Annotated in this window: 17 protein-coding genes and 1 riboswitch; of the genes, 4 read left to right on the plus strand and 13 right to left on the minus strand. The window is 38.2% G+C overall.

The window, feature by feature from the left end; all coding sequences use genetic code 11:
• Nucleotides 1–4: 4 nt before the first annotated feature.
• On the minus strand, nt 5–610 hold the full coding sequence (locus MTQ00_RS20440; protein WP_172283973.1) for a hypothetical protein: 606 nt from the start codon (nt 608–610) through the stop codon (nt 5–7).
• Between the two features lie 116 nt (nt 611–726).
• Here MTQ00_RS20440 and recR point away from each other — a divergent pair, with 116 nt between their 5' ends.
• Together recR and MTQ00_RS20450 are read left to right on the plus strand one after the other, a co-directional pair.
• Nucleotides 727–1,338: a recombination mediator RecR gene (gene recR, locus MTQ00_RS20445; RefSeq protein ID WP_172283975.1), complete on the plus strand. Its 612-nt coding sequence runs from the start codon at nt 727–729 to the stop codon at nt 1,336–1,338.
• A gap of 2 nt (nt 1,339–1,340) precedes the next feature.
• A complete protein-coding gene (locus MTQ00_RS20450) occupies nt 1,341–2,180 on the plus strand; it encodes a glycosyltransferase family 2 protein (protein ID WP_273650809.1) in 840 nt (279 codons plus the stop codon).
• A 48-nt stretch (nt 2,181–2,228) separates the two neighbouring features.
• On the opposite strand, the gene secG is transcribed toward MTQ00_RS20450, so the two are convergent.
• The 3 genes from secG to MTQ00_RS20465 all read right to left on the minus strand — a co-directional run bounded on the left by secG (nt 2,229) and on the right by MTQ00_RS20465 (nt 6,098).
• The gene (gene secG / locus MTQ00_RS20455; RefSeq protein ID WP_172283979.1) at nt 2,229–2,579 is read right to left on the minus strand and encodes a preprotein translocase subunit SecG; all 351 of its coding nucleotides are present in this window, start codon (nt 2,577–2,579) and stop codon (nt 2,229–2,231) included.
• A gap of 122 nt (nt 2,580–2,701) precedes the next feature.
• Nucleotides 2,702–4,735 carry a M16 family metallopeptidase gene (locus MTQ00_RS20460; protein WP_172283981.1) on the minus strand — a complete coding sequence of 678 codons (2,034 nt, stop codon included), beginning with the start codon at nt 4,733–4,735 and terminating at the stop codon, nt 2,702–2,704.
• A 49-nt stretch (nt 4,736–4,784) separates the two neighbouring features.
• Nucleotides 4,785–6,098, minus strand: a complete 1,314-nt coding sequence (locus MTQ00_RS20465; RefSeq protein ID WP_172283983.1) for a M16 family metallopeptidase — start codon at nt 6,096–6,098, stop codon at nt 4,785–4,787.
• Between the two features lie 170 nt (nt 6,099–6,268).
• Here MTQ00_RS20465 and MTQ00_RS20470 point away from each other — a divergent pair, with 170 nt between their 5' ends.
• Entirely contained in the window at nt 6,269–8,599 is a 2,331-nt protein-coding gene (locus MTQ00_RS20470; RefSeq protein WP_172283985.1) for an ATP-dependent helicase, read from the plus strand.
• A gap of 121 nt (nt 8,600–8,720) precedes the next feature.
• Nucleotides 8,721–11,444, plus strand: coding sequence for a TonB-dependent receptor plug domain-containing protein (locus MTQ00_RS20475; RefSeq protein WP_273650810.1), 2,724 nt, complete (start codon nt 8,721–8,723; stop codon nt 11,442–11,444).
• Nucleotides 11,445–11,458: 14 nt separating this feature from the next.
• Here the strand turns inward: MTQ00_RS20475 and hxpB are convergent, their stop codons facing one another.
• The 9 genes from hxpB to MTQ00_RS20520 all read right to left on the minus strand — a co-directional run bounded on the left by hxpB (nt 11,459) and on the right by MTQ00_RS20520 (nt 19,492).
• Complete coding sequence (gene hxpB, locus MTQ00_RS20480; RefSeq protein WP_273650811.1) at nt 11,459–12,112, minus strand: hexitol phosphatase HxpB; 654 nt, start codon at nt 12,110–12,112, stop codon at nt 11,459–11,461.
• A complete protein-coding gene (gene tenA / locus MTQ00_RS20485) occupies nt 12,103–12,753 on the minus strand; it encodes a thiaminase II (RefSeq protein ID WP_273650812.1) in 651 nt (216 codons plus the stop codon). Before tenA ends, hxpB begins: the two co-directional genes overlap by 10 nt.
• Nucleotides 12,740–13,573, minus strand: a complete 834-nt coding sequence (gene thiD, locus MTQ00_RS20490) for a bifunctional hydroxymethylpyrimidine kinase/phosphomethylpyrimidine kinase (protein ID WP_273650813.1) — start codon at nt 13,571–13,573, stop codon at nt 12,740–12,742. Before thiD ends, tenA begins: the two co-directional genes overlap by 14 nt.
• The gene (gene thiE / locus MTQ00_RS20495; RefSeq protein WP_273650814.1) at nt 13,570–14,205 is read right to left on the minus strand and encodes a thiamine phosphate synthase; all 636 of its coding nucleotides are present in this window, start codon (nt 14,203–14,205) and stop codon (nt 13,570–13,572) included. Before thiE ends, thiD begins: the two co-directional genes overlap by 4 nt.
• Nucleotides 14,205–14,999, minus strand: coding sequence for a hydroxyethylthiazole kinase (thiM, locus tag MTQ00_RS20500; RefSeq protein WP_273650815.1), 795 nt, complete (start codon nt 14,997–14,999; stop codon nt 14,205–14,207). Before thiM ends, thiE begins: the two co-directional genes overlap by 1 nt.
• 58 nt (nt 15,000–15,057) lie before the next feature.
• Nucleotides 15,058–15,150: riboswitch (TPP riboswitch) on the minus strand.
• A gap of 55 nt (nt 15,151–15,205) precedes the next feature.
• On the minus strand, nt 15,206–17,047 hold the full coding sequence (locus MTQ00_RS20505; protein ID WP_273650816.1) for a carbon starvation CstA family protein: 1,842 nt from the start codon (nt 17,045–17,047) through the stop codon (nt 15,206–15,208).
• A 244-nt stretch (nt 17,048–17,291) separates the two neighbouring features.
• A complete protein-coding gene (locus MTQ00_RS20510; protein WP_273650817.1) occupies nt 17,292–18,329 on the minus strand; it encodes an alpha/beta hydrolase in 1,038 nt (345 codons plus the stop codon).
• 19 nt (nt 18,330–18,348) lie between these two features.
• Nucleotides 18,349–18,732, minus strand: coding sequence for a DUF3037 domain-containing protein (locus tag MTQ00_RS20515; protein ID WP_172284003.1), 384 nt, complete (start codon nt 18,730–18,732; stop codon nt 18,349–18,351).
• The gene (locus MTQ00_RS20520) at nt 18,719–19,492 is read right to left on the minus strand and encodes a HipA family kinase (protein ID WP_172284005.1); all 774 of its coding nucleotides are present in this window, start codon (nt 19,490–19,492) and stop codon (nt 18,719–18,721) included. Before MTQ00_RS20520 ends, MTQ00_RS20515 begins: the two co-directional genes overlap by 14 nt.
• Nucleotides 19,493–19,571 lie beyond the last annotated feature (79 nt).

Consider the following 19,571-nt stretch of genomic DNA (forward strand, 5'->3'; position numbering starts at 1 on the left):
GCATTTATCCTCTGGCTCTTTCAAGCAGAACCATCATTAATAAAGAAAGTATAACCAGACTTTCGTCCTCATCATCGATATCGATCATTCTGTCTAGCTGGAATCTTCTGCCAAAAAATGAAGGCATCTTTTTTAATTTAAAATATTCTTTTCCATCCACACCTCTTACCGTGTAAGCAGGATTTAAGAAATATCCGGTAAACATACCGATGATCGGAATTTCACTTACCATCCCGTCGAAGAATTTTGTCCATGCATTATCTTCCGTTACTGTAAATTTAGGCTGATCATTTGCGTCCAGGATATTATAAGTTGACTTCCAGAGTGAACGCATTCCTTTTCTTGCCAGCCTTCCGAAGTTTTTTTTATCAACAAGATCATTTAAAGAGTAGGATGCATTAAAATCGATCCACTTATTGGCCTGTATCCTGAAAAGCTCCTTAGATTTGCTTTCATCATTAAAGACAATAACATCTTCCTTTAGCTTAAACATTTTTTGGCGAACATATGCCACATAGTTCCCGTTTCTGTCTGTAATGTTAAAATCACTGGCTAATGTTGTGATTTTGAATTTGAAATCCAGAGGATAATTAAGGTTGTTAAGAATCATTTAGTTTATTTTTTTCATATATTTTCCAAAGATATATCTTTTATTGGAGAAGGAGATGATTTATGCTTGAGAAAGCCCTATAGACTCATCTTTTTATATTATTTTTGTAAGTAATTATGGATTATCCAAGTAAAGTTTTGGCAAAAGCTGTGGATGAGATTTCAGGACTTCCCGGAATTGGCAGGAAAACAGCTTTGCGTCTGGCGCTTCATTTATTAAAACAGCCCAATTCCAGGGCCGTTGGTCTCGGCAATTCTCTCATCAGTCTGGTTAATGATATAAAGTACTGCAAGGAATGTCATAATTTTTCGGATTTTGATGTTTGCGAAATCTGCAGCAGTTCCAAAAGAAGTGATGAGGTGATTTGTATAGTAGAGGATGTACGGGATGTTATTGCTATTGAAAATACAGGAAAATATACAGGAAAATATCTGATCCTGGGAGGTAAGATTTCTCCTATGGAAGGGATCGGTCCGAATCAGCTTAATATTCCAAGCATTGAAAGGAAATTGAATACAGGGCTGGTCAAAGAATTTATTTTTGCTTTGAGTGCAACCATGGAAGGTGACACCACAGCATATTATATTTATAAGAAATTTAAAAATTTCAATGTAAGTTTTTCAAGCATTGCCAGAGGGATTTCAGTAGGGGATGAACTTGAATATGCGGATGAGATTTCTTTGGGCAGGTCCATTATCAACAGACTTCCTTATAACGAAAAGGATTAAAAATGAATACCAGGCTCTCAATAATAATTGTTAATTATAACGTTACCCAGTTACTTCGGAATTGCCTTTTATCCATTAAAAAATATGTAAAAGAAGTTCCCTATGAAGTCATCATTATTGACAATGCTTCTACAGACACCTCATGGCGAAATCTGATAGAAGAATTTCCGGGTTTTCATTTTATTGCTTCCGAAAGTAATGATGGTTTTTCAAAAGCCAATAATACAGCTATAAAAAGGGCAGTGGGAAAATATGTCCTGATCCTCAATCCCGATACAGAACTTGAAGGCTGTTATATGGATGAGATTTTAGATTTTGCAGATGCTCAACCTGACTTTGGGTGTCTGGGAGTGAGAATGCATGATGCGAAAGGTACATTTTTACCGGAAAGCAAACGTTCAGTTCCGGATATGTTCAACTCCTTCGAAAAGTTATTTGTGAATTTTAAGAATAACAATTCAAAATCCTATTATCGGAATGACATTGATGAAAATGCAATTGATAAGGTGGAAGTGATCACCGGTGCATTTTTTCTTGTTAAGAGAGAGGTTTATGAAAGAGTAGGCGGCCTGGATGAAGCTTATTTCATGTATGGTGAAGATATCGATTTATGTTATACCTTACTTAGGAATGGCTTTACGAATTACTATTATGGTAAAGCTTCAATATTGCACTATAAAGGAGAAAGTACGGTAAAAGATGAGCTTTATCTCGAGCGCTTTTATGGGGCTATGCAGATTTTTATCAGTAAATATTACAAGGAATCGAAGCCTTTGCAGTATTCATTTTTAAAAGCAGGCTTAAGGCTCCGGCACAAAATAGAAAAGATCAAATTAAAATAAAAAGCAACTCAATTGAGTTGCTTTTTTAATATGTAAAATAGTATTTGCTTATTTAGCAGGAGTAACAGGAGCCTGAGCTGGTGCTGTTGTTTGAGAAGCCGGAGCAGATTGTTTTGCAGGAGCTTCTTTTTTAACAGGTTGCTGAACCGGAGCCGTTTGTGATGGCTTTCCTGTGATCACAACACTGATAAGGATAAGAACAATGATTGTCGCTCCTAAGGTCCATGTTGCTTTTTCCATAAAGTCGTTGGTTCTTTGTACTCCGAATTGCGCAGATGATGCACCTCCGAAGGTACTGGAAAGGCCTCCTCCTTTAGGATTTTGAGCCATAACGATAATTACCAGTAAAACACTAGCAATCATAACAAGAACCATCAATAGTATAAATATAGAATCCATTAATTTGATATCTTTTTGAATGGGCAAATTTAATCTTTTTTTACCGAACAGCAAAATAAGATTTTAGTAAAAAGAAAAAACAGCAACAATTGTTGCTGTTTTTTCTTTAAAAGAGATTATTCTTATTTAAAATCAGAATCTTTAGCCTGATTGATCTGATAAGATTTTACAGCCAGGTTTATATCCATTCCGCCCATATTCTGAATAATGGTATGTGGTAATTTTACGCCGGATACATCTTTATAATCAGCATAGCTTGTAGGGGTAGAACCCTGCTCTCCACTTTTTACCTCTCCTGTTTTCAGGCCGGTTTTTACGCTATAATAATATGTGTCTTTTGCGCCTTTCACTACGTAGGAATCTTCGTTGTTATATTTTTCAATTCCTGCTAATTTATATTCAGTAGATTTTGCGAAATTAATTTCCGGGAATAGTTCTTTCTCATCAGACATTTCGGCTTTCTGCTTGTCGCTTAGAGGAACCTTTTTCCCTTGAACTTCCATGTAGCCATCTTTTCCGTCGAATACAATTTTTTGTACGGTATTTCCCATCATGCTGATGTTCATAGCCATTTTACCTTCTTTAGCCTGAATCATTTTCATGTTCATTTCCATGCCCTGTACTTTTGTAGTAGCGTCACTGGAAATAGAATTGATCTTCTGAACAGCAGCAAGACCTCCGATTGCATTGATGTATTTATCCGCTACAGATCCGATCGTAACACCTGCATCTACTTTTTGTGCAGCCGGTTTTGCTACAGGATTAGCTTCCTTATCAAAATATTTTACCGGGTAGCCTAATTTTTCCAGACCTTCAGAAATATCAGAAGCTTTACCTGCGATGAAAATTCTGCTTTGATTAGGAAGTATTGTCGCTTTAACCGCACTTGTAACGTCTGCAGCGGTTACTTTATCAATGGACTTCAGATAATTGGTATAGAAATCTGAAGGAAGATCCTGTACTTTTTGATTTAATGCAAATCTTGCAATGGTTTCAGGTTTCTCCAAAGACATAATGAAGTTTCCTTTCAGCTTTGCTTTAGCATTTTCAAGCTCTTCCGGTTTTACGGTAGAAATAGCATTCAGTTCATTCATGAATTCTTTAACGGCTTTGTCTGTAACTTCGTTTCTTACACTTGCCTGTGCTGAAAAATTAGGAGAGTATTTGCTGGCAGACATGCTTGAATAAGCTCCGTAAGTAAATCCGTTTTTTTCACGAAGATTCATGAAAAGTCTAGCTTCACCACCACCTCCAAGGATGTAGTTGGCAATTGTTGCAGGGAAGTAGTTGGGATCTTTCATTTTCAGTGTATTCAGGTTGCCTACGGAAACAACCGATTGTACAGCTGAAGGAACATCAACAACATTGATCTCTGTTTTTGCAACATTTGAAGCAGGTTCTAATGCGGTAAAAGCAGTATTGGATTTTTTCCATCCGCTGAATGCTTTTTCGATCAAAGGTTTTACCTGATCATATTTAACATCTCCAACGATAACTAAATACGCATTGTCCGGAGCGTAATATTTTTTGTAGATATTCTGAACATCGGCCAGCTGGATTTTATTGATGGACTCAACGGTCTCAAACTCTCCTCTGGATGTGTTTTTTCCATACTGTAAAGCATTGGAAACCCTTGCTGCTATAGAAGAAGCGTTTTTATCATCAGATTTTAAACTTTCAATAGCTCTTTCCTTAGAATTCTGGATTTCTTCAGCAGAAAATTTTGGATTAATAATAGCATCAGCCATTAATCCTAATACCTCAGGGAAATATTTTGAAAGAGAACTTGCGAAAGCTCCGGAAGATGAAAAGTTAAGGTTAGCTCCCAGAAAATCTACCTTTTTATTAAATTCATCTTTGCCGATATTGGTTGTTCCGTTTTCGAACTGTTCTGCCATGATTTCGCTTACACCGGTCACATTTCCTTCATGGTAAGGAGGTCTGTCCATAGATAGATTGGCGCTTACTCGTGGTAATTTGTTGTTTTCTACAACCATCACCGTAAGGCCATTGCTTAGCTGGAAAGTTTTTGGCTTGGCAATGTTTATCGCTGGAGTAGGACCTGGCTTTGGCATTGCATTAAGATCTATTTTTTGTGCTGAAAGCATTCCGGTAAATAAAAATGCTACGGCTATATATGTTAATTGCTTTTTCATTTGTAAATAATTGTTTGTTATAATCACTTTTTAACCCAACTGATCTGGATTATTTTTTTTCAGGTACGTAATTAATGATTATTCTTTGATTAGGATTCAGGTACTTTTTAGCAGCATTTTGAAGATCTTCTCTTGTGATGGATCTGTAAATGTCAATTTCTTTGTTGATTAAATTGGTGTTCCCCATCAATACGTGGTTTGTTGCTAATGAAGCAGCAATTCCCTGAATACTTGAATTCTGATTTACAAACTGGTTTTCAAACTGATTCTGAATTTTCTGATAATCTTCCTGAGAGATTAGAGTTGTTTGTAATTTTTTGATCTCAGCATCAATGTCAGACTGTAAAGTTTGCTTTGTAGTCTGTCCCATTGGGATTGCGAAAAATGCAAATATACTGTAGTCTTCAAGTCCCTGGTTGAAAGCCGCTACCTGAAGTGCTTTTTTGTCCTGATCTACTAATTTTTTATACAAAACAGATGATTTTCCGTTGCTTAAATAGGTTGAAAGCATATCCAGAACATAGGCATCTTTCTCTTTATTGGCAGGTGTTCTGTAGGCAAAAACATAGGCCGGAAGCTGGATGTTAGGATCTGTAGCAGTAACTTCCTTCTCCTGAGTGATAGGAGCATCTTTCGGGAAATCTTTAGGATAGATTGTTCCTTTTGGAATTCCTCCGTAATATTCTTCAATCCATTTTTTAGTCTGTTCAGGCTTAATATCTCCTGCTACGACCAAAGTGGCATTGTTAGGTACATAATATTTTTTATAAAATGCCTGGAATTCTTCAAGTTTAGCAGAATTCAGGTCCTCCATTGATCCGATGGTTGGCCAGTTGTACGGGTGATTGGTGAAAAGATTTTTTTGGATGGTGGTAAAAAGATTCCCGTAAGGCTGGTTGTCCATTCTCAATCTTTTTTCCTCCTTTACAACCTCTCTCTGAGTATCTACTCCAACCTGGTTGATAACTGCGTGACGCATTCTTTCAGCTTCCATCCAAAGTCCCAGTTGTTCGTTGTTGGAAGGGAAAGTTTCATAGTAATATGTTCTGTCATTGGTTGTATTGGCATTGTTTTGCCCTCCGTTGGAAGAAACTATTTTAAACCAGTCACCTCTTTTGATATTAGGTGTTCCTTCAAATAAAAGATGTTCAAAGAAGTGAGCGAAACCGGTTCTTCCTTTTACTTCATCCTTGGCACCTACGTGGTACATTACTCCTGTTGTAACTACCGGTGCTGTATTGTCCTGATGAAGAATCACGTGTAAACCGTTTGGTAAATCATACTCTTCGAATTTGATTTGTTGTGCATTCAGCATCACTCCAAAGAAAGCTACAGCAGCAACAGAAAGAAGTCGTTTTTTCATAAAGTAGAAATTGTTTGTCAATAAGTCCTAAAAATACTTTAATTGTTACAATTATTATGTGAAATTTTTAACTGAATTATTGGTTTTGTTAAATATATCATACCTGCATTTCAAAAATTTGAATTCTCCTTTTAATACATTATTTTTGTATTCCCAAAATTTTTTGCAGCATGGACTATTTGAAAGGACTCAATGAATCACAATACGAAGCCGTTACTACTTTACAGGGACCTTTAATGGTACTTGCAGGAGCAGGTTCGGGGAAAACGCGTGTACTTACTATGCGTATCGCCCATCTGATTACAAACGGTGTCGATCCTTTCAATATTTTAGCCCTTACCTTTACCAATAAAGCAGCACGTGAAATGAAGGAGCGTATTGCAAAGGTAGTAGGCCCCGGTAATGCAAGAAGTTTGTGGATGGGAACTTTTCACTCGGTATTTGCAAGAATTTTGAGAAGTGAAGCTCATTATCTGGGATTTCCATCGAATTTTACAATTTATGATCAGCAGGATGCGTTGAATGTAATCCGGAAAGTGCTGAAAGACATGAATATAGATGCGGATCTGTATAAACCTAAAAAAGTCCAGGCAAGAATTTCAAACTATAAGAATAACCTGATCACGGTAAAAGCCTATTTCAACAACCCTGAATTGATGGAGGCTGATGAAAAAGCGAATATGAAGTTTATCGGTCAGATTTATCAGAAATATGTAGAAGCCTGTTTTAAAAACGGGGCGATGGACTTTGATGATTTATTGTTAAAAACCAATGAACTGCTTACCCGGTTTCCTGAGGTTTTAGCCAAATATCAGGACAGATTCCGTTATATTCTGGTAGATGAGTACCAGGATACGAATCACTCTCAGTACCTGATTGTAAAGGCACTGGCTTCAAAGTTTGAAAATATATGTGTAGTGGGAGATGATGCTCAATCGATCTATTCATTCCGGGGAGCCAATATTTATAACATTTTAAATTTTAAGAAAGATTATCCTGATGCGGTGACGGTTTCTTTGGAACAAAACTACCGTTCAACACAAAATATCGTGAATGCCGCTAATGTGGTGATTGCAAAAAACCTTCAGCAGTTCAAAAAGAATGTATTCAGTGAGAATGAAGAAGGAGATAAAATAAAAATCTACCGTTCGCTTTCGGATGCGGATGAAGCCAACTTTGTGGCTGGAAATATATGGGAGCTTCATAACAGGGACCAGCGAAAATTTAGTGATTTTGCCATTTTATACAGGACGAACTCTCAGACCAGGGCTTTTGAAGATGCTCTGAGACGTAAGAATATCCCTTATAAAGTATATGGAGGTTTATCTTTCTATCAAAGGAAAGAGGTAAAGGACCTTATTGCTTACCTGCGTCTTCTTATCAATGAAAATGATTCGGAAGCATTGACAAGGATCATCAATTATCCTACGAGAGGGATCGGAGAAACAACGCAGAATAAACTGGTCGTTTTTGCAGATGCCCATAACGTGTCTGTAGCAAAGGTCCTGGATAATCTTCCGATGTATTCTCAACAGTTAGGATTCAATAATGGTGTTCTCAACAAACTGAATGATTTCTGGTCAATGATCAAGGCTTTTCAGGTATTGCTGAAAACAGAAACAGCTTACAGTGTTGCCATGGAAGTTGCAAAACGAAGTGGTCTGATCAAATTTCTGAAAGATGACGGAACTCCCGAAGGGATTTCAAGGGTAGAAAACGTACAGGAACTCATGAACTCTATGCAGGGTTTTATAGAAGAGCAGATGCAGCTGGAGGACGGAGATCCTAGTTTATCCAATTTCCTTGAAAATATTGCCCTTTCAGCAGATACGCAAGCAAAAGATGAAGAAGATGATATGGTTTCCCTGATGACCATTCACCTTTCCAAAGGACTTGAGTTTCCTGTTGTGCATCTTGTAGGAATGGAAGAAAATCTTTTCCCTAGTTTTATGAGTTCAGCAACAAGGGAAGATCTGGAAGAAGAAAGACGTTTGTTTTACGTAGCCTTGACAAGAGCCGAGAAGCAGGCATTTTTCTCTTATGCCATTTCCAGATTCCAATGGGGAAAAATTACGGATGCAGAACCATCAAGATTCTTAAGTGAAATTGATGAGGAGTATCTGGAATTCATCAATCCTGCAATGGAAAAACGTTTTATTAATCAAAGCGGGCTTAAATCCAATATTTTTGATGAACATCCTTCAGAAATACGTAGTTTTAAAAAGGTAGAGAAGAAAACCATTGAAAAGAATGAGAATTCAAAACCAATTGCTGAACCTCGTAAACTGAAACCCGTAAGTACGGCCAAAATCATTAACCCAAGCGGAGCCTCTTCTCAGGATATTGAAGTGGGGGATAAGGTGAGACATGATCGTTTTGGTGTCGGGGAAGTTACTTTTCTGGATGGAACAGACCCTCAGAATATCAAGGCTAAAGTGGTCTTCATGCATGAAGGCGAGAAAAATCTTATTCTGAAATACGCTAAACTAACTAAAATTTAAAAACATAGACGTAAGCTATCAGAACTTTTTATAAATTATAAGTCTACTTATTTTGTAGACTTATAAATATGACATACATTTGCTCCTCAAAAAAAGTTAAAAAAAACTTAACATAAAATGTATGAAAAATAGAAAGACAATTTTTTCAGCTTCTGTTTTATTTTTTCTGGGGGCAACTTATGTTTATGGACAGGAGAAGGATACAGTGAAAACCGCTAATGTGGAAGAGGTCGTTATTCTGGGATCCCGAAGCGGAGCAAGATCTAAAGTTGACAGCCCGGTTCCTGTGGATGTATTTAATATAAAAGAATCTTCGCTGGTTCTTCCTCAGACCAATATTTCTCAGATCCTAAACGCTATAGCACCCTCATTTACCTCTACGATTCAGACCAACGCTGATGGTACGGATCATTTGGATCCTGCACAGCTCAGAGGCCTTGGTCCCGATCAGGTCCTGGTTTTGGTCAATGGTAAAAGAAGACATACTTCGGCATTGGTTAATGTGAACGGAACTCCGGGAAGAGGAACTGTAGGTACGGACTTGAATGCTATTCCTTCTTTCGCGATCAACCGGATTGAAGTGTTGCGGGATGGTGCTGCGGCACAATACGGATCAGATGCCATTGCGGGAGTGATCAATTTAGGGCTTAAAAGAGATACCGGAAGACTGACAGGTCAGTTTACTTACGGAGGAAATCTTACACCGGCTGCCAATGATCATACAGGAAATTTTGACGGGCAAAACTTTCAGGTAGATCTGAATTATGGTGATAAAATAGGAAAAAAGGGAGGTTTTTTCAATATTACCTGGACTTCACAGTTTAGGAATCCAACCTATAGGGCAGGAACGGAAAGCGGGGCAATTTACAATGCTTACAATGCTATTGAGAAAAGAGCATTAAATGATGGCGTGAATCTTTCTTCATTATTTACAAATATCGGTACTACTCCCAATGCTCAGCAGATCGTAAATTATATTCATCAATATGCACAGAATGTTAATTATTTCTCCCAGGATTTTCAAAACCAAATTCAGGGCGCCAATACAATTGGTGCGCTACAGGGATTGTTAGGAGCTGATGTAACCAATCAGGAGTTAGGCTACAGAGGCCTTGAAAGAAAGGATTTCAATATGCAGGTAGGCCAGTCAAAACTGAATAACCACCAGCTTTTTGCAAATATAGAGGTTCCGATTGATGATAACTGGAAAGTCTATACTTTTGGAGGTTATAGCTTCAGGCATGGTACTTCGGGAGGATTTTTCAGAAGACCTAATCAAAGCAGAACCTTTACAGGAATATACCAGGATGGTTATCTGCCGCAGATCGGAACAGATATTCAGGACTTGTCTCTTTCAGCAGGTATAAAAGGAAACTGGGATGGCTGGAATATTGACTTCAGTAATACTTACGGACAAAACTCCTTTGATTATACTATCCAGAATACAGGTAATACTTCTTTAAGATTTGCTTCCCCCAATGAATTTAGTGCTGGAGGACTAAGGTTTTCTCAAAATACGATCAATCTTGATTTTTCAAAGAAATATGATGTGTGGCAGGGAATCAACATAGCATTTGGGGCAGAGCACCGATATGAAAATTTTAAAATAACAGCAGGAGAAGAAGCTTCTTATGCAACTTATGATATCAATGGAAATGTATGGAACGGGACCACTTCCAGGCCAACCGATTTCTTTGGAAATTCACTTCCAGGAGGATCACAGGTATTTAGTGGTTTCAGACCTGAAAATGCTGTAAATAAAAACAGACAATCTGTTGCGGGATATGCAGATTTTGAATTCAATTTTACAGATTGGTTGCTGATAGATGCTGCTGCGAGATATGAAAACTATTCGGATTTCGGATCTACTTTTAATTATAAGATCGCTTCAAGAATTAAACTTGATAAGAATTTCAATGTAAGATTTGCGGGATCCACTGGCTTCAGAGCACCTTCTATTCACCAGATCTATTACAACGTTACGTCTACATTGTTTACCAACGGTCAGCTTTTAGATGTGGGGACATTCAGTAATGATTCTGAAATTGCAGGATTATTAGGAATTCCAAAACTGAAACAGGAAACTTCGCAGTCTGCAAGTGTAGGTTTCACATACAGGATTCCATCAATAAATGTGACTTTTACAGCTGATGGCTATTTCACCAAAATTAAAAACAGGATTATACTCACAGATCAATTCCTTAAAAAAGATGTTCCGGTACAAGCACAAAATGTGTATACTCAATTAGGGGTTAATGCAGCTCAGTTTTTTACGAATGCAATCGATACTGAAACGAAAGGATTGGATGTTGTAATTACTCATAATGCGCGATTCTCGGAAGTGAAGCTGGATAATAATTTTGCGGTTAACCTGAATCAGACCAAAAAAGTAGGAAACGTTCATTCATCGGGTTTGTTGGAATCTGCTAATCTTGAAAATACATATTTCTCTGAAAAATCAAGAGTCTATCTTGAAGAAGCGGTTCCAAGAGTAAAGGCAAGTTTATCCCACAGTATTTCGTGGAAAAATGCCAGTTTCTATTTAAGAAATACTTATTTCGGGAAAGTGACAGGTGCTGATGTTTTAGATGCCAACGGCGATGGGATTATTGCATTTGATGAACATCAGAAAATAGCAGATAAGGTAATTACTGATGTTTCCGTAGCGTATCAGTTTACTAAAAATGTAGGCTTAACGCTGGGAGTGAATAACGTTTTTGATATTTATCCAACCAAAAACCTTCCGGCATCAACCAATAACGACCAGTTTATCTACTCCCGTTCTACGTCTCAATTCGGACAGAACGGAAGGTATGTTTTTACGAGGCTTAATTTTACTTTTTAAGTAAAAAATAAAAACTAGCTGAACAATGCAGGCAAAGGATCTTCAAAACTGATTATTCTATGATCTGCGAGATCAAAATAAATTTCTGAATTTTGATTGGTAAAAGCAATGACAGTCATTCCTGCATTTTTGGCAGCAAGAATACCGGACTGACTGTCCTCTATTACAAAACAATGTTGAGGGTCAACTTTTAGGTTTTTTGCTGAAGTAAAATATACGGCAGGATGAGGCTTACCATGTTCTTCAAACTCAGCTGAGGTAATATGATCGAATAAATGGGCAATCTCCGCTTTATCAAGAACGGTTTGAATGACCCTGTAAGGAGAATTGGTGGCTAGGCCTATTTTGTATTGCTTTGATTTAAGATCTTCTATAAACTTTTTTATACCCGCAATAGTACAATCTTCTGTTGCGATCAGTTCAATGACCCTTGAGATGACTTGTTGTTCCACAATGTCCAATGCAATGTTATCCCAAGGGTATTTTTTATACCAGAATTCGGTAACCTCAGCAGTAGTCATCGTCTGAGTGAGCTGTGTGAATTCATCAGTAATCTTTACACCCAATGAGCTGAATACTTCGGACTCCGCTTGTTTCCAGAATTTTTCACTATCGATAAGAACACCGTCCATATCAAAAATAACAGCTTTTGCAGGTTTTATTTCCATATTTTTAATTCATAGGCCGCTTCCCAAAAATGGTACTCCATTTGGGTTGACATGATAAAAGCTTCTGTCATTTTATGTCTTGTATCATCTGTAGCTTTTTCTGCGATCTTATCACAAATAGCAATGGCATGATCTACAGCAGCAGAAAATTCCTCTCCGCCATAAGTATCGATCCACTTTTGATAAGGATTATTAATATTGTTCTGATATTTAAAGATAAAGTTTCCTACTTCCCTATAGATCCAGAAGCACGGCAACACTGCAGCAACTGCAACTTCAACACATTCCAGAGCAGCAGTACTCCTCAGAAAATGGATATAGTGATGACATGCAGGCTGTAAAACACCTTTATCGGTAACACCAAAATCCTTAAAATAAAATTCATGTAAAGCATTTTCGACCACGATCGCATTTTCGGCAAACCTGATAAAAGAAAGAACATCCTGGAGATCTGGGATCTTAGCAGCAATTAGCGAAAGCGTTCGTCCAAAATGTTCAAGATATAGAGAGTCCTGAGCCATGTAAAATTTAAAATTTTCAAGCGGCAAATTGCCAGCTGAAAGCTCTTTGATAAAATCCATTTGCAAAATAGACATGTATTTGTCTTCAATGGCTTGCCAGGTTTGTTCAGACCATTTCATTTTTGATCAGTTTTTGAGGGTTAAAAAAGTGATTAAGCGGGCCGTTTCCTAAACCGGTTTCTACATCTTTTCCATTTTCTATGGCTTTATAAACATATTGTTGTCCAAGAGAAACAGAATCAAATAAGGTTTTTCCCTGAGCCAGATATGCTGCTATAGCCGAAGAAAGGGTGCAGCCTGAACCATGGGTGTTGTGGATCGCCAATTTGATGGTTTCAAAGGTATGGTATTGATTATTTTCATCGTAGAATAATGAGGTAATCGTTGAGGTGTCCTGATGTCCGCCTTTTAAAAGAATGCTTTTGCAGCCCAGACCTTTGATCAGTTTTCCTGCTGCATAAAGGTCTTCAAGCGTTTTCACCTCCATGCTGGCTAAAATTGCTGCTTCATCCATATTAGGGGTAATCACATCTGCAATAGGGAAAAGTTTTTCTGTAATAGCGATAATAGTCTCTTCTTCTATTAAGCGATGTCCACTTGTCGCGACCATTACCGGATCGAATACAATAGGAATCTTTTTATATTTACCGAGTGTTGAAACGATGGTTTCCACAAGCTGGGAAGTATGGACCATTCCGATTTTGATTGCATCAGGAAAAATGTCATCTAAAATAGCTTCGATCTGATCAGCTACTGCTTCTACAGGAATTGGATATATCTTTCTTACTCCCTGGGTATTCTGGACCGGTAAAGCAGTTAACACCGATGTTGAAAAGCATCCCAGGGAAGAGGCGGTTTTAATATCAGCCTGGATGCCAGCCCCTCCGCTTCCGTCGAATCCTGCTATCGTTAATACGGATGGATATTTAAATTTTTTCATTTTACAATTTCATTTTTGAGTTCATAAGCTGCTTTTTGAGGATCATCAGCACCGCATATTGCAGAAACCACGGCAATACAGTCCGCTCCCGCGTCCATAATAGCCTTGGTGTTGGTTAAGTTGACACTGCCAATAGCAACAAGGGGCTTTGAGGTGAGTTGCCTTATTTTTACTATTCCTTCCAATCCCCATTCAGTAACTGTATCTGATTTGGTAGTCGTGCGGAAGACCGGGCTGATGCCCAGATAGTCTGATGCTGCAGTCTGATCATTTTCAAGCTGATCGAGATATTCAATGGAGTAACCAATCATTTTATTGTGAATGAGTGGCTGCTCCCTCAAATAGACGGGGCTTGCATCGGTATTACCCACATGGATGCCTGCCGCATTTACTTTTGTGGCCACTTCTACGTTGTCATTAATAATCAGAGGAATATGATGTTTTTCTGTAATTGCTATCAGTTGTCTGGCTTTTTGGAGGAATTCATCGGGAGTGCTGTTTTTCTCTCTTAGCTGGATGATATCAACGCCGCCTAGAATAGCTTGCTCTGCAACCTTTAAAAAGTCTCTTCCGGGACAATCTGCCTTAGAAATAACAAGGTAAAGCTGGTAAGGAAAAGGATGTCTATTCATTATCTTTCATACTTGAGATGACTGAGAAACTCCTCTTCGGTAATAGTATATAATTTATCGAGAAGGTTAAGCTGAAGGCTTCCAGGACCTTTGCTTTCCAAAACAGCCAGTTCACCTGCGATACCCATTAATGCCATTGCAGCCGCAGTTGCTTCAAAATACTTTTCGGTAACTCCTGCAAAAGCACCAATAAGGGCAGTTGCCGAGCAGCCTAATCCGGTAACTTTGGTCATTAAATGATGCCCGTTACGGATAAAGGAGGTCTGCTGTCGGTCAGTAATAATATCTGTAGCTCCGGAGATACAGACAATCGTATCGTGTTGATTGACGAGATATTGGGCGGCATTGATCGCTTCGTCACTTTTTGCTGTGCTGTCAACTCCTTTTGTAACGATTGTGTTTGCTTTAGCCAAAGCAATGATTTCTGATGCGTTACCTCTGATTACAGTCGGCCGGTACGGTAAAAGCTGGTGTAAAATCTCATCACGGAAACCCGTTGCGCCGGCACCTACCGGGTCTAAAATCCACGGTTTTTTTAATGAATGGGCAGCCTTTGCGGCTATTATCATTGACTCTGCCCCATATTCATCCAGCGTACCTATGTTAATAACGACTGAATGTGCAATACTGACCATTTCATGAATTTCAGATTTTGCATGCGCCATGATCGGAGAAGCTCCCACAGCCAAAAGGGCATTAGCTGTATTATTCATCACCACGTAATTGGTGATATTGTGTACAAGGGGGGATTGCTGTTTTACGAGCTGTACTTGTTTCCAAAGATTTTTATCCATTATTATTGATTAAATAAATAGCTTCAGGAAAAAATCCAAAACAAAAGTACATTGTAAAGAATGTCTTTTTGCTTTTCCCTACGTCGGTGTAAGCCGTATCAGGTTCAAAGGGACTCTCTCAATTCTTCTCAGAATACCCCTAAAGCATAACAAATGTAAGAAAAATATCAGATATGGCCTTATCATTAATTAGTAACCCAAACCTTTTATCTCTCTACCAGCTCCTTTACGCTTTCTCCGTAATAATCAATTTCCGATTTATTAATTTTGATAAGCTCATACCACTTTCTGAAGGCTCCTACAAATACAATAAGCATCAAGACCATCGCAACCACAGCAAGTGTTGCCAGTAAGTATTGCCCTTTGGGAATATAAATGGAGGTAACCTGGATATAACCTGCCCAGAATGTGATCCCTGCCATGAACACACCCGGTATAGCTGCACACAAGGCATATTTGCCTCTGTTTAACCGTATGAGCATTGTTGTACAGACGATCAGTCCACAGGCAGCAAGCAGCTGGTTGCTGATCCCGAATAATGGCCAGATACTACTGACGTTTCCTGTAAATACGAGATATCCCCATGCAAAAGTGAAGATCAGACTGCTGATAATAATCCCAGGGTTCCAGTTTTTGTCATTGAATTTCGGAATTACAGAACCCAGCATTTCCTGCAAAAAGAAACGTCCTACTCTTGTTCCTGCGTCAATAGCCGTAAGAATAAAAACAGCTTCAAACATGATTGCAAAATTATACCAATAAGCCATTAACTGATCCATATAGGGGATCTTATTGAATATATGAGCCATTCCCACAGCCAGAGATACAGCACCTCCGGTTCTGCCATGAAGATCGATCCCGATTTTCTGTGAAAAATAATCAATATCAACTCCGTGTAAAGAAGGATGAGCAGCCAGAAATGCATCATAAGAGTCTTTCGGAGTGTTTATGGCAAAATAATCTCCGGGCATTAATGTACATGCTGCGATCAATGCCATTAGGGCAACAAATCCTTCAACAAGCATTGCTCCATATCCTACAAAAAGAATTTCCCTTTCTTTATTTAGCATTTTAGGCGTTGTTCCGGTTGCTATAACAGCGTGAAAACCCGAAATAGCACCACATGCGATAACAATGAAAATGAATGGAAGGACAGGTCCTCCGATCACAGGTCCGCCACCGTTTACAAACTGTGTAAGGGCAGGCATCTGTATCGTGGGATGGATCACAATTACTCCGATAGCAAGCATGATGATAGTTCCGATTTTCAGGTATGTCGACAGATAATCCCTTGGGACGAGCAGCAGCCATACCGGTAGAACGGATGCCAAAAAACCATACAAAGGAATAGCTATAGAAATGGTGGTGATATCCCAGGAGAACAAATTATGCATGGTTTCATTCTGCATCAGGTTATGCCCTCCGATAATACCCGCAATAAGAAGGACTCCTCCTAGGATACTGGCAAAAGTGACACTATTTTTGCGATAGCGCATAATCAGACCCATAATGATGGCAATAGGCATTGTAATCACTACGGTAAATAATGACCATGAGGCTTCGTGCATAGCATTGATACACGCCAACGATAGTCCTGCCAGCGTAAGAATGAGAATGAATAAAATGGCAAACCCAGCTACTGTTCCGGTTGTTTTTCCAATTTCTTTAGAAGCAATGGTTGCCAGACTCTGGCCTTTATGCCTTACGGATGCGAACAAAACGACCATGTCATGAACACCACCTCCCAATACACAGCCTATCAGAATCCACAATGCTCCGGGAAGGTATCCGAATTGCGCGGCAAGAACAGGCCCAACCAATGGTCCGGCAGCTGCAATTGCAGCAAAGTGATGTCCGAAAAGAACGTTCTTATTAGTTGCAACATAGTCTTTACCATCCGCAAACTCCAATGCAGGAGTCGTATTTTTGTTATTAAGACGTAATACCTTATTGGCGAGAAAAATTCCATAGATACGATATGCTATGGCGAAAATAAGGAGCGATGTGAAAACTAAAGTTAAGGCGTTGATGTTATTTAGGAAATCCATATCGTCTTGATTTTTTATGAATAAATAATTAAATTTTTTGTTTAATTTATTTTGAATAATTTAAACAATGGCCAAGTTAATTATTTTGTAAATAAAAAATAAGAATATGTATACTAATCTAGCAAATTAACAAAACTTGAAAATAATTACTTATTTAATAGTCTGATAATTAATATTTTATATTGTTATCCGTTTGAGTTAACTATAATTTATTGTTAGTTTAGAAGTATATTTCATTTCAACATTAATGATTCCTGGGCTTAGTCTTTCTCTGAGAAACAATAAAATCTACCATTTCATCAACAAGCTGATTAAGGTAGTTTTTATCGGTGGTTCCGAAGCCGTGTATACCATCTTCTACGATAGTCAGTTTATTTTGTACTTCATTTTCTTCAAGTTTTCGTTCCAGTAGTATCGATTGTTTGAGAGGTACAATTTTATCCTTATTTCCTTGCAGAGTTAGAGTTGGGGTTGCATGATCAGCATAGGTTACCGGTGAAAGCGTTTCAAAGTATTTGATGACTTTCTTCTTGTCTTTTTTGATGTCGTATCCTGAAATTCCTAAGATCAGTTTTCCCCTTAGATCAACAATTTTCTTTGAAAAAAGGCTAATAAAAAAGGCACCTACATTTCCCACACGGGTATGTAAAAGTTTATTAAGATCAGTAGGTCCGAAATTATTGACTACATAATTTACTTTTGCAGAATAAGATGAGAGCTCAGGTGCTCCGACGAATTCATTATCTTGTGTATAGGCAGCCAGCAATGAAAGATGCGCCCCGGCAGACGCCCCGAAAAGTCCTATATTGTTGGTATCAAAGTGATATTTATCTGCGTTCTTTCTGACCCATCGTATAGCATCCTTAGTATCCTGGATAGGATTTGGAAAATGGATATCTTTATTCACTAAAGTATAATTGATGCTGATTACAGTATATTCCTTTTCTACCAGCTTGAGAATAAGGTTTTCTATATAGGAATCTGCGTGAATGATCTTATCACCGCCGACCCATCCACCTCCATGGACATAAATAAGCACAGGATGTTTTTCCGCAGAGGTTGTTTTTGGGCTGTACATATCCAAAGCTATTGAACCTTCCTTATTGGTTTTATAGAAAATATCTTCTGATGAAATGGTCCTTTCTTTTAAAAGACTGCTTTTTGGGGCTTTAGGCTGAAGCTGATTCTGGGAAAAAGCGACAGGGGAAATGCTCAGAAGTAAAATAAAAAACAGGTTTACATAAAACCTGTATACTGTAATATTGCTTTTGAATGATGCCATATAATTTTTGAGAAATTGGTTATTTTACTAACTCCTCAAAAAGTTTACCAAAAGTTTTTTCAAGATCTTTGGATTTTCCGGGATGAGGCCTTGATGTTTGTATAACGGAACTTCTTACCGCTGTTAACCAGCGAAAACGCTCGGGAATATCAAGAAGGGCTATTGGTCCACCATCCTTATCTCCATTGGCAATCTTTTGAAAACTTTGCAGGTTCTGAATAATGTCTTCATAGTCAAGTTTGCTGTGCATAAGTCTGAATTTATCTGGGCATAGATAAAAATCTACACGAATGAATTTTTCTTTTTTTGAAAACATCACGAGGCCTATATTGAAAAATTCTTCTCTTTCAACCTTAGGTACCAGACGTATTACGGCATATTCGTATATTTTATCCTCTTGCATTTTTAGCTTCGTTTACAAAGATTTGTGAATTTTCTAGCCTTGTTTTCATAAATTGGAAGTACACCTCACGAATTTCTTCAGGACTTTCATCCGCATCGTTCCAGTGTAGCCAATCTTCGGGAATCAGATTTACAATTTCCCGGAATACTTTTTCATTTAAAACCTCATGTGCCCATTGATCGGCTTCATCCAGCATTTTAGCTTTGGGAAGAAGAACATGGTCTTTTACATATTTGAAAGGAGTCTTTGCCGCTGCATCAAAGTTTTGCCATGAGTGATGAAAATAAAAAGAAGCTCCGTTATCAATTACCCAGAGTTCCTTATGCCACATCAGCAGATTGGTGTTTTTATAAGTACGGTCGATGTTGGTGATGAATGCATCCAGCCATACTATTTTTGAGGCCAGTAGAGGATCGATGACTACACCCGGATCATATGTGATCGATCCGGAAAGATAGTGAAGTCCCAGATTCAGCCCTTCCGAAAATTTTAGCAAATCCTGAATTTCTTCATCAGCTTCCGTTCGTCCAAAATCTACATCCAGGTTTACAAAAACAAGCTCAGGAATTTTTAATCCCAAAACTTCTGTTATTTTTCCTCCTAAAAGTTCAGATATCAGCATTTTTACTCCGTGGCCGGCACCCCGGAACTTCAGGACATATTTAAAGTCATCATCAGCTTCTGCCAAAGCCGGAAGCGAACCTCCCTCTCTTAATGGAAGGATGTAGCGCATTACCGTTACTGTTCTTAAATCCAACATACCGCAAAAATAAGATTTTACTTTGTGTTTGTTCCTATTTTTAATATTTTTAGTTGAAATTATGTCAGCTATCAAAGTG

Origin of the sequence: Chryseobacterium sp. B21-037 (genome assembly GCF_028570785.1) — a bacterium.
In the GTDB taxonomy this organism is placed as follows: domain Bacteria; phylum Bacteroidota; class Bacteroidia; order Flavobacteriales; family Weeksellaceae; genus Chryseobacterium; species Chryseobacterium proteolyticum.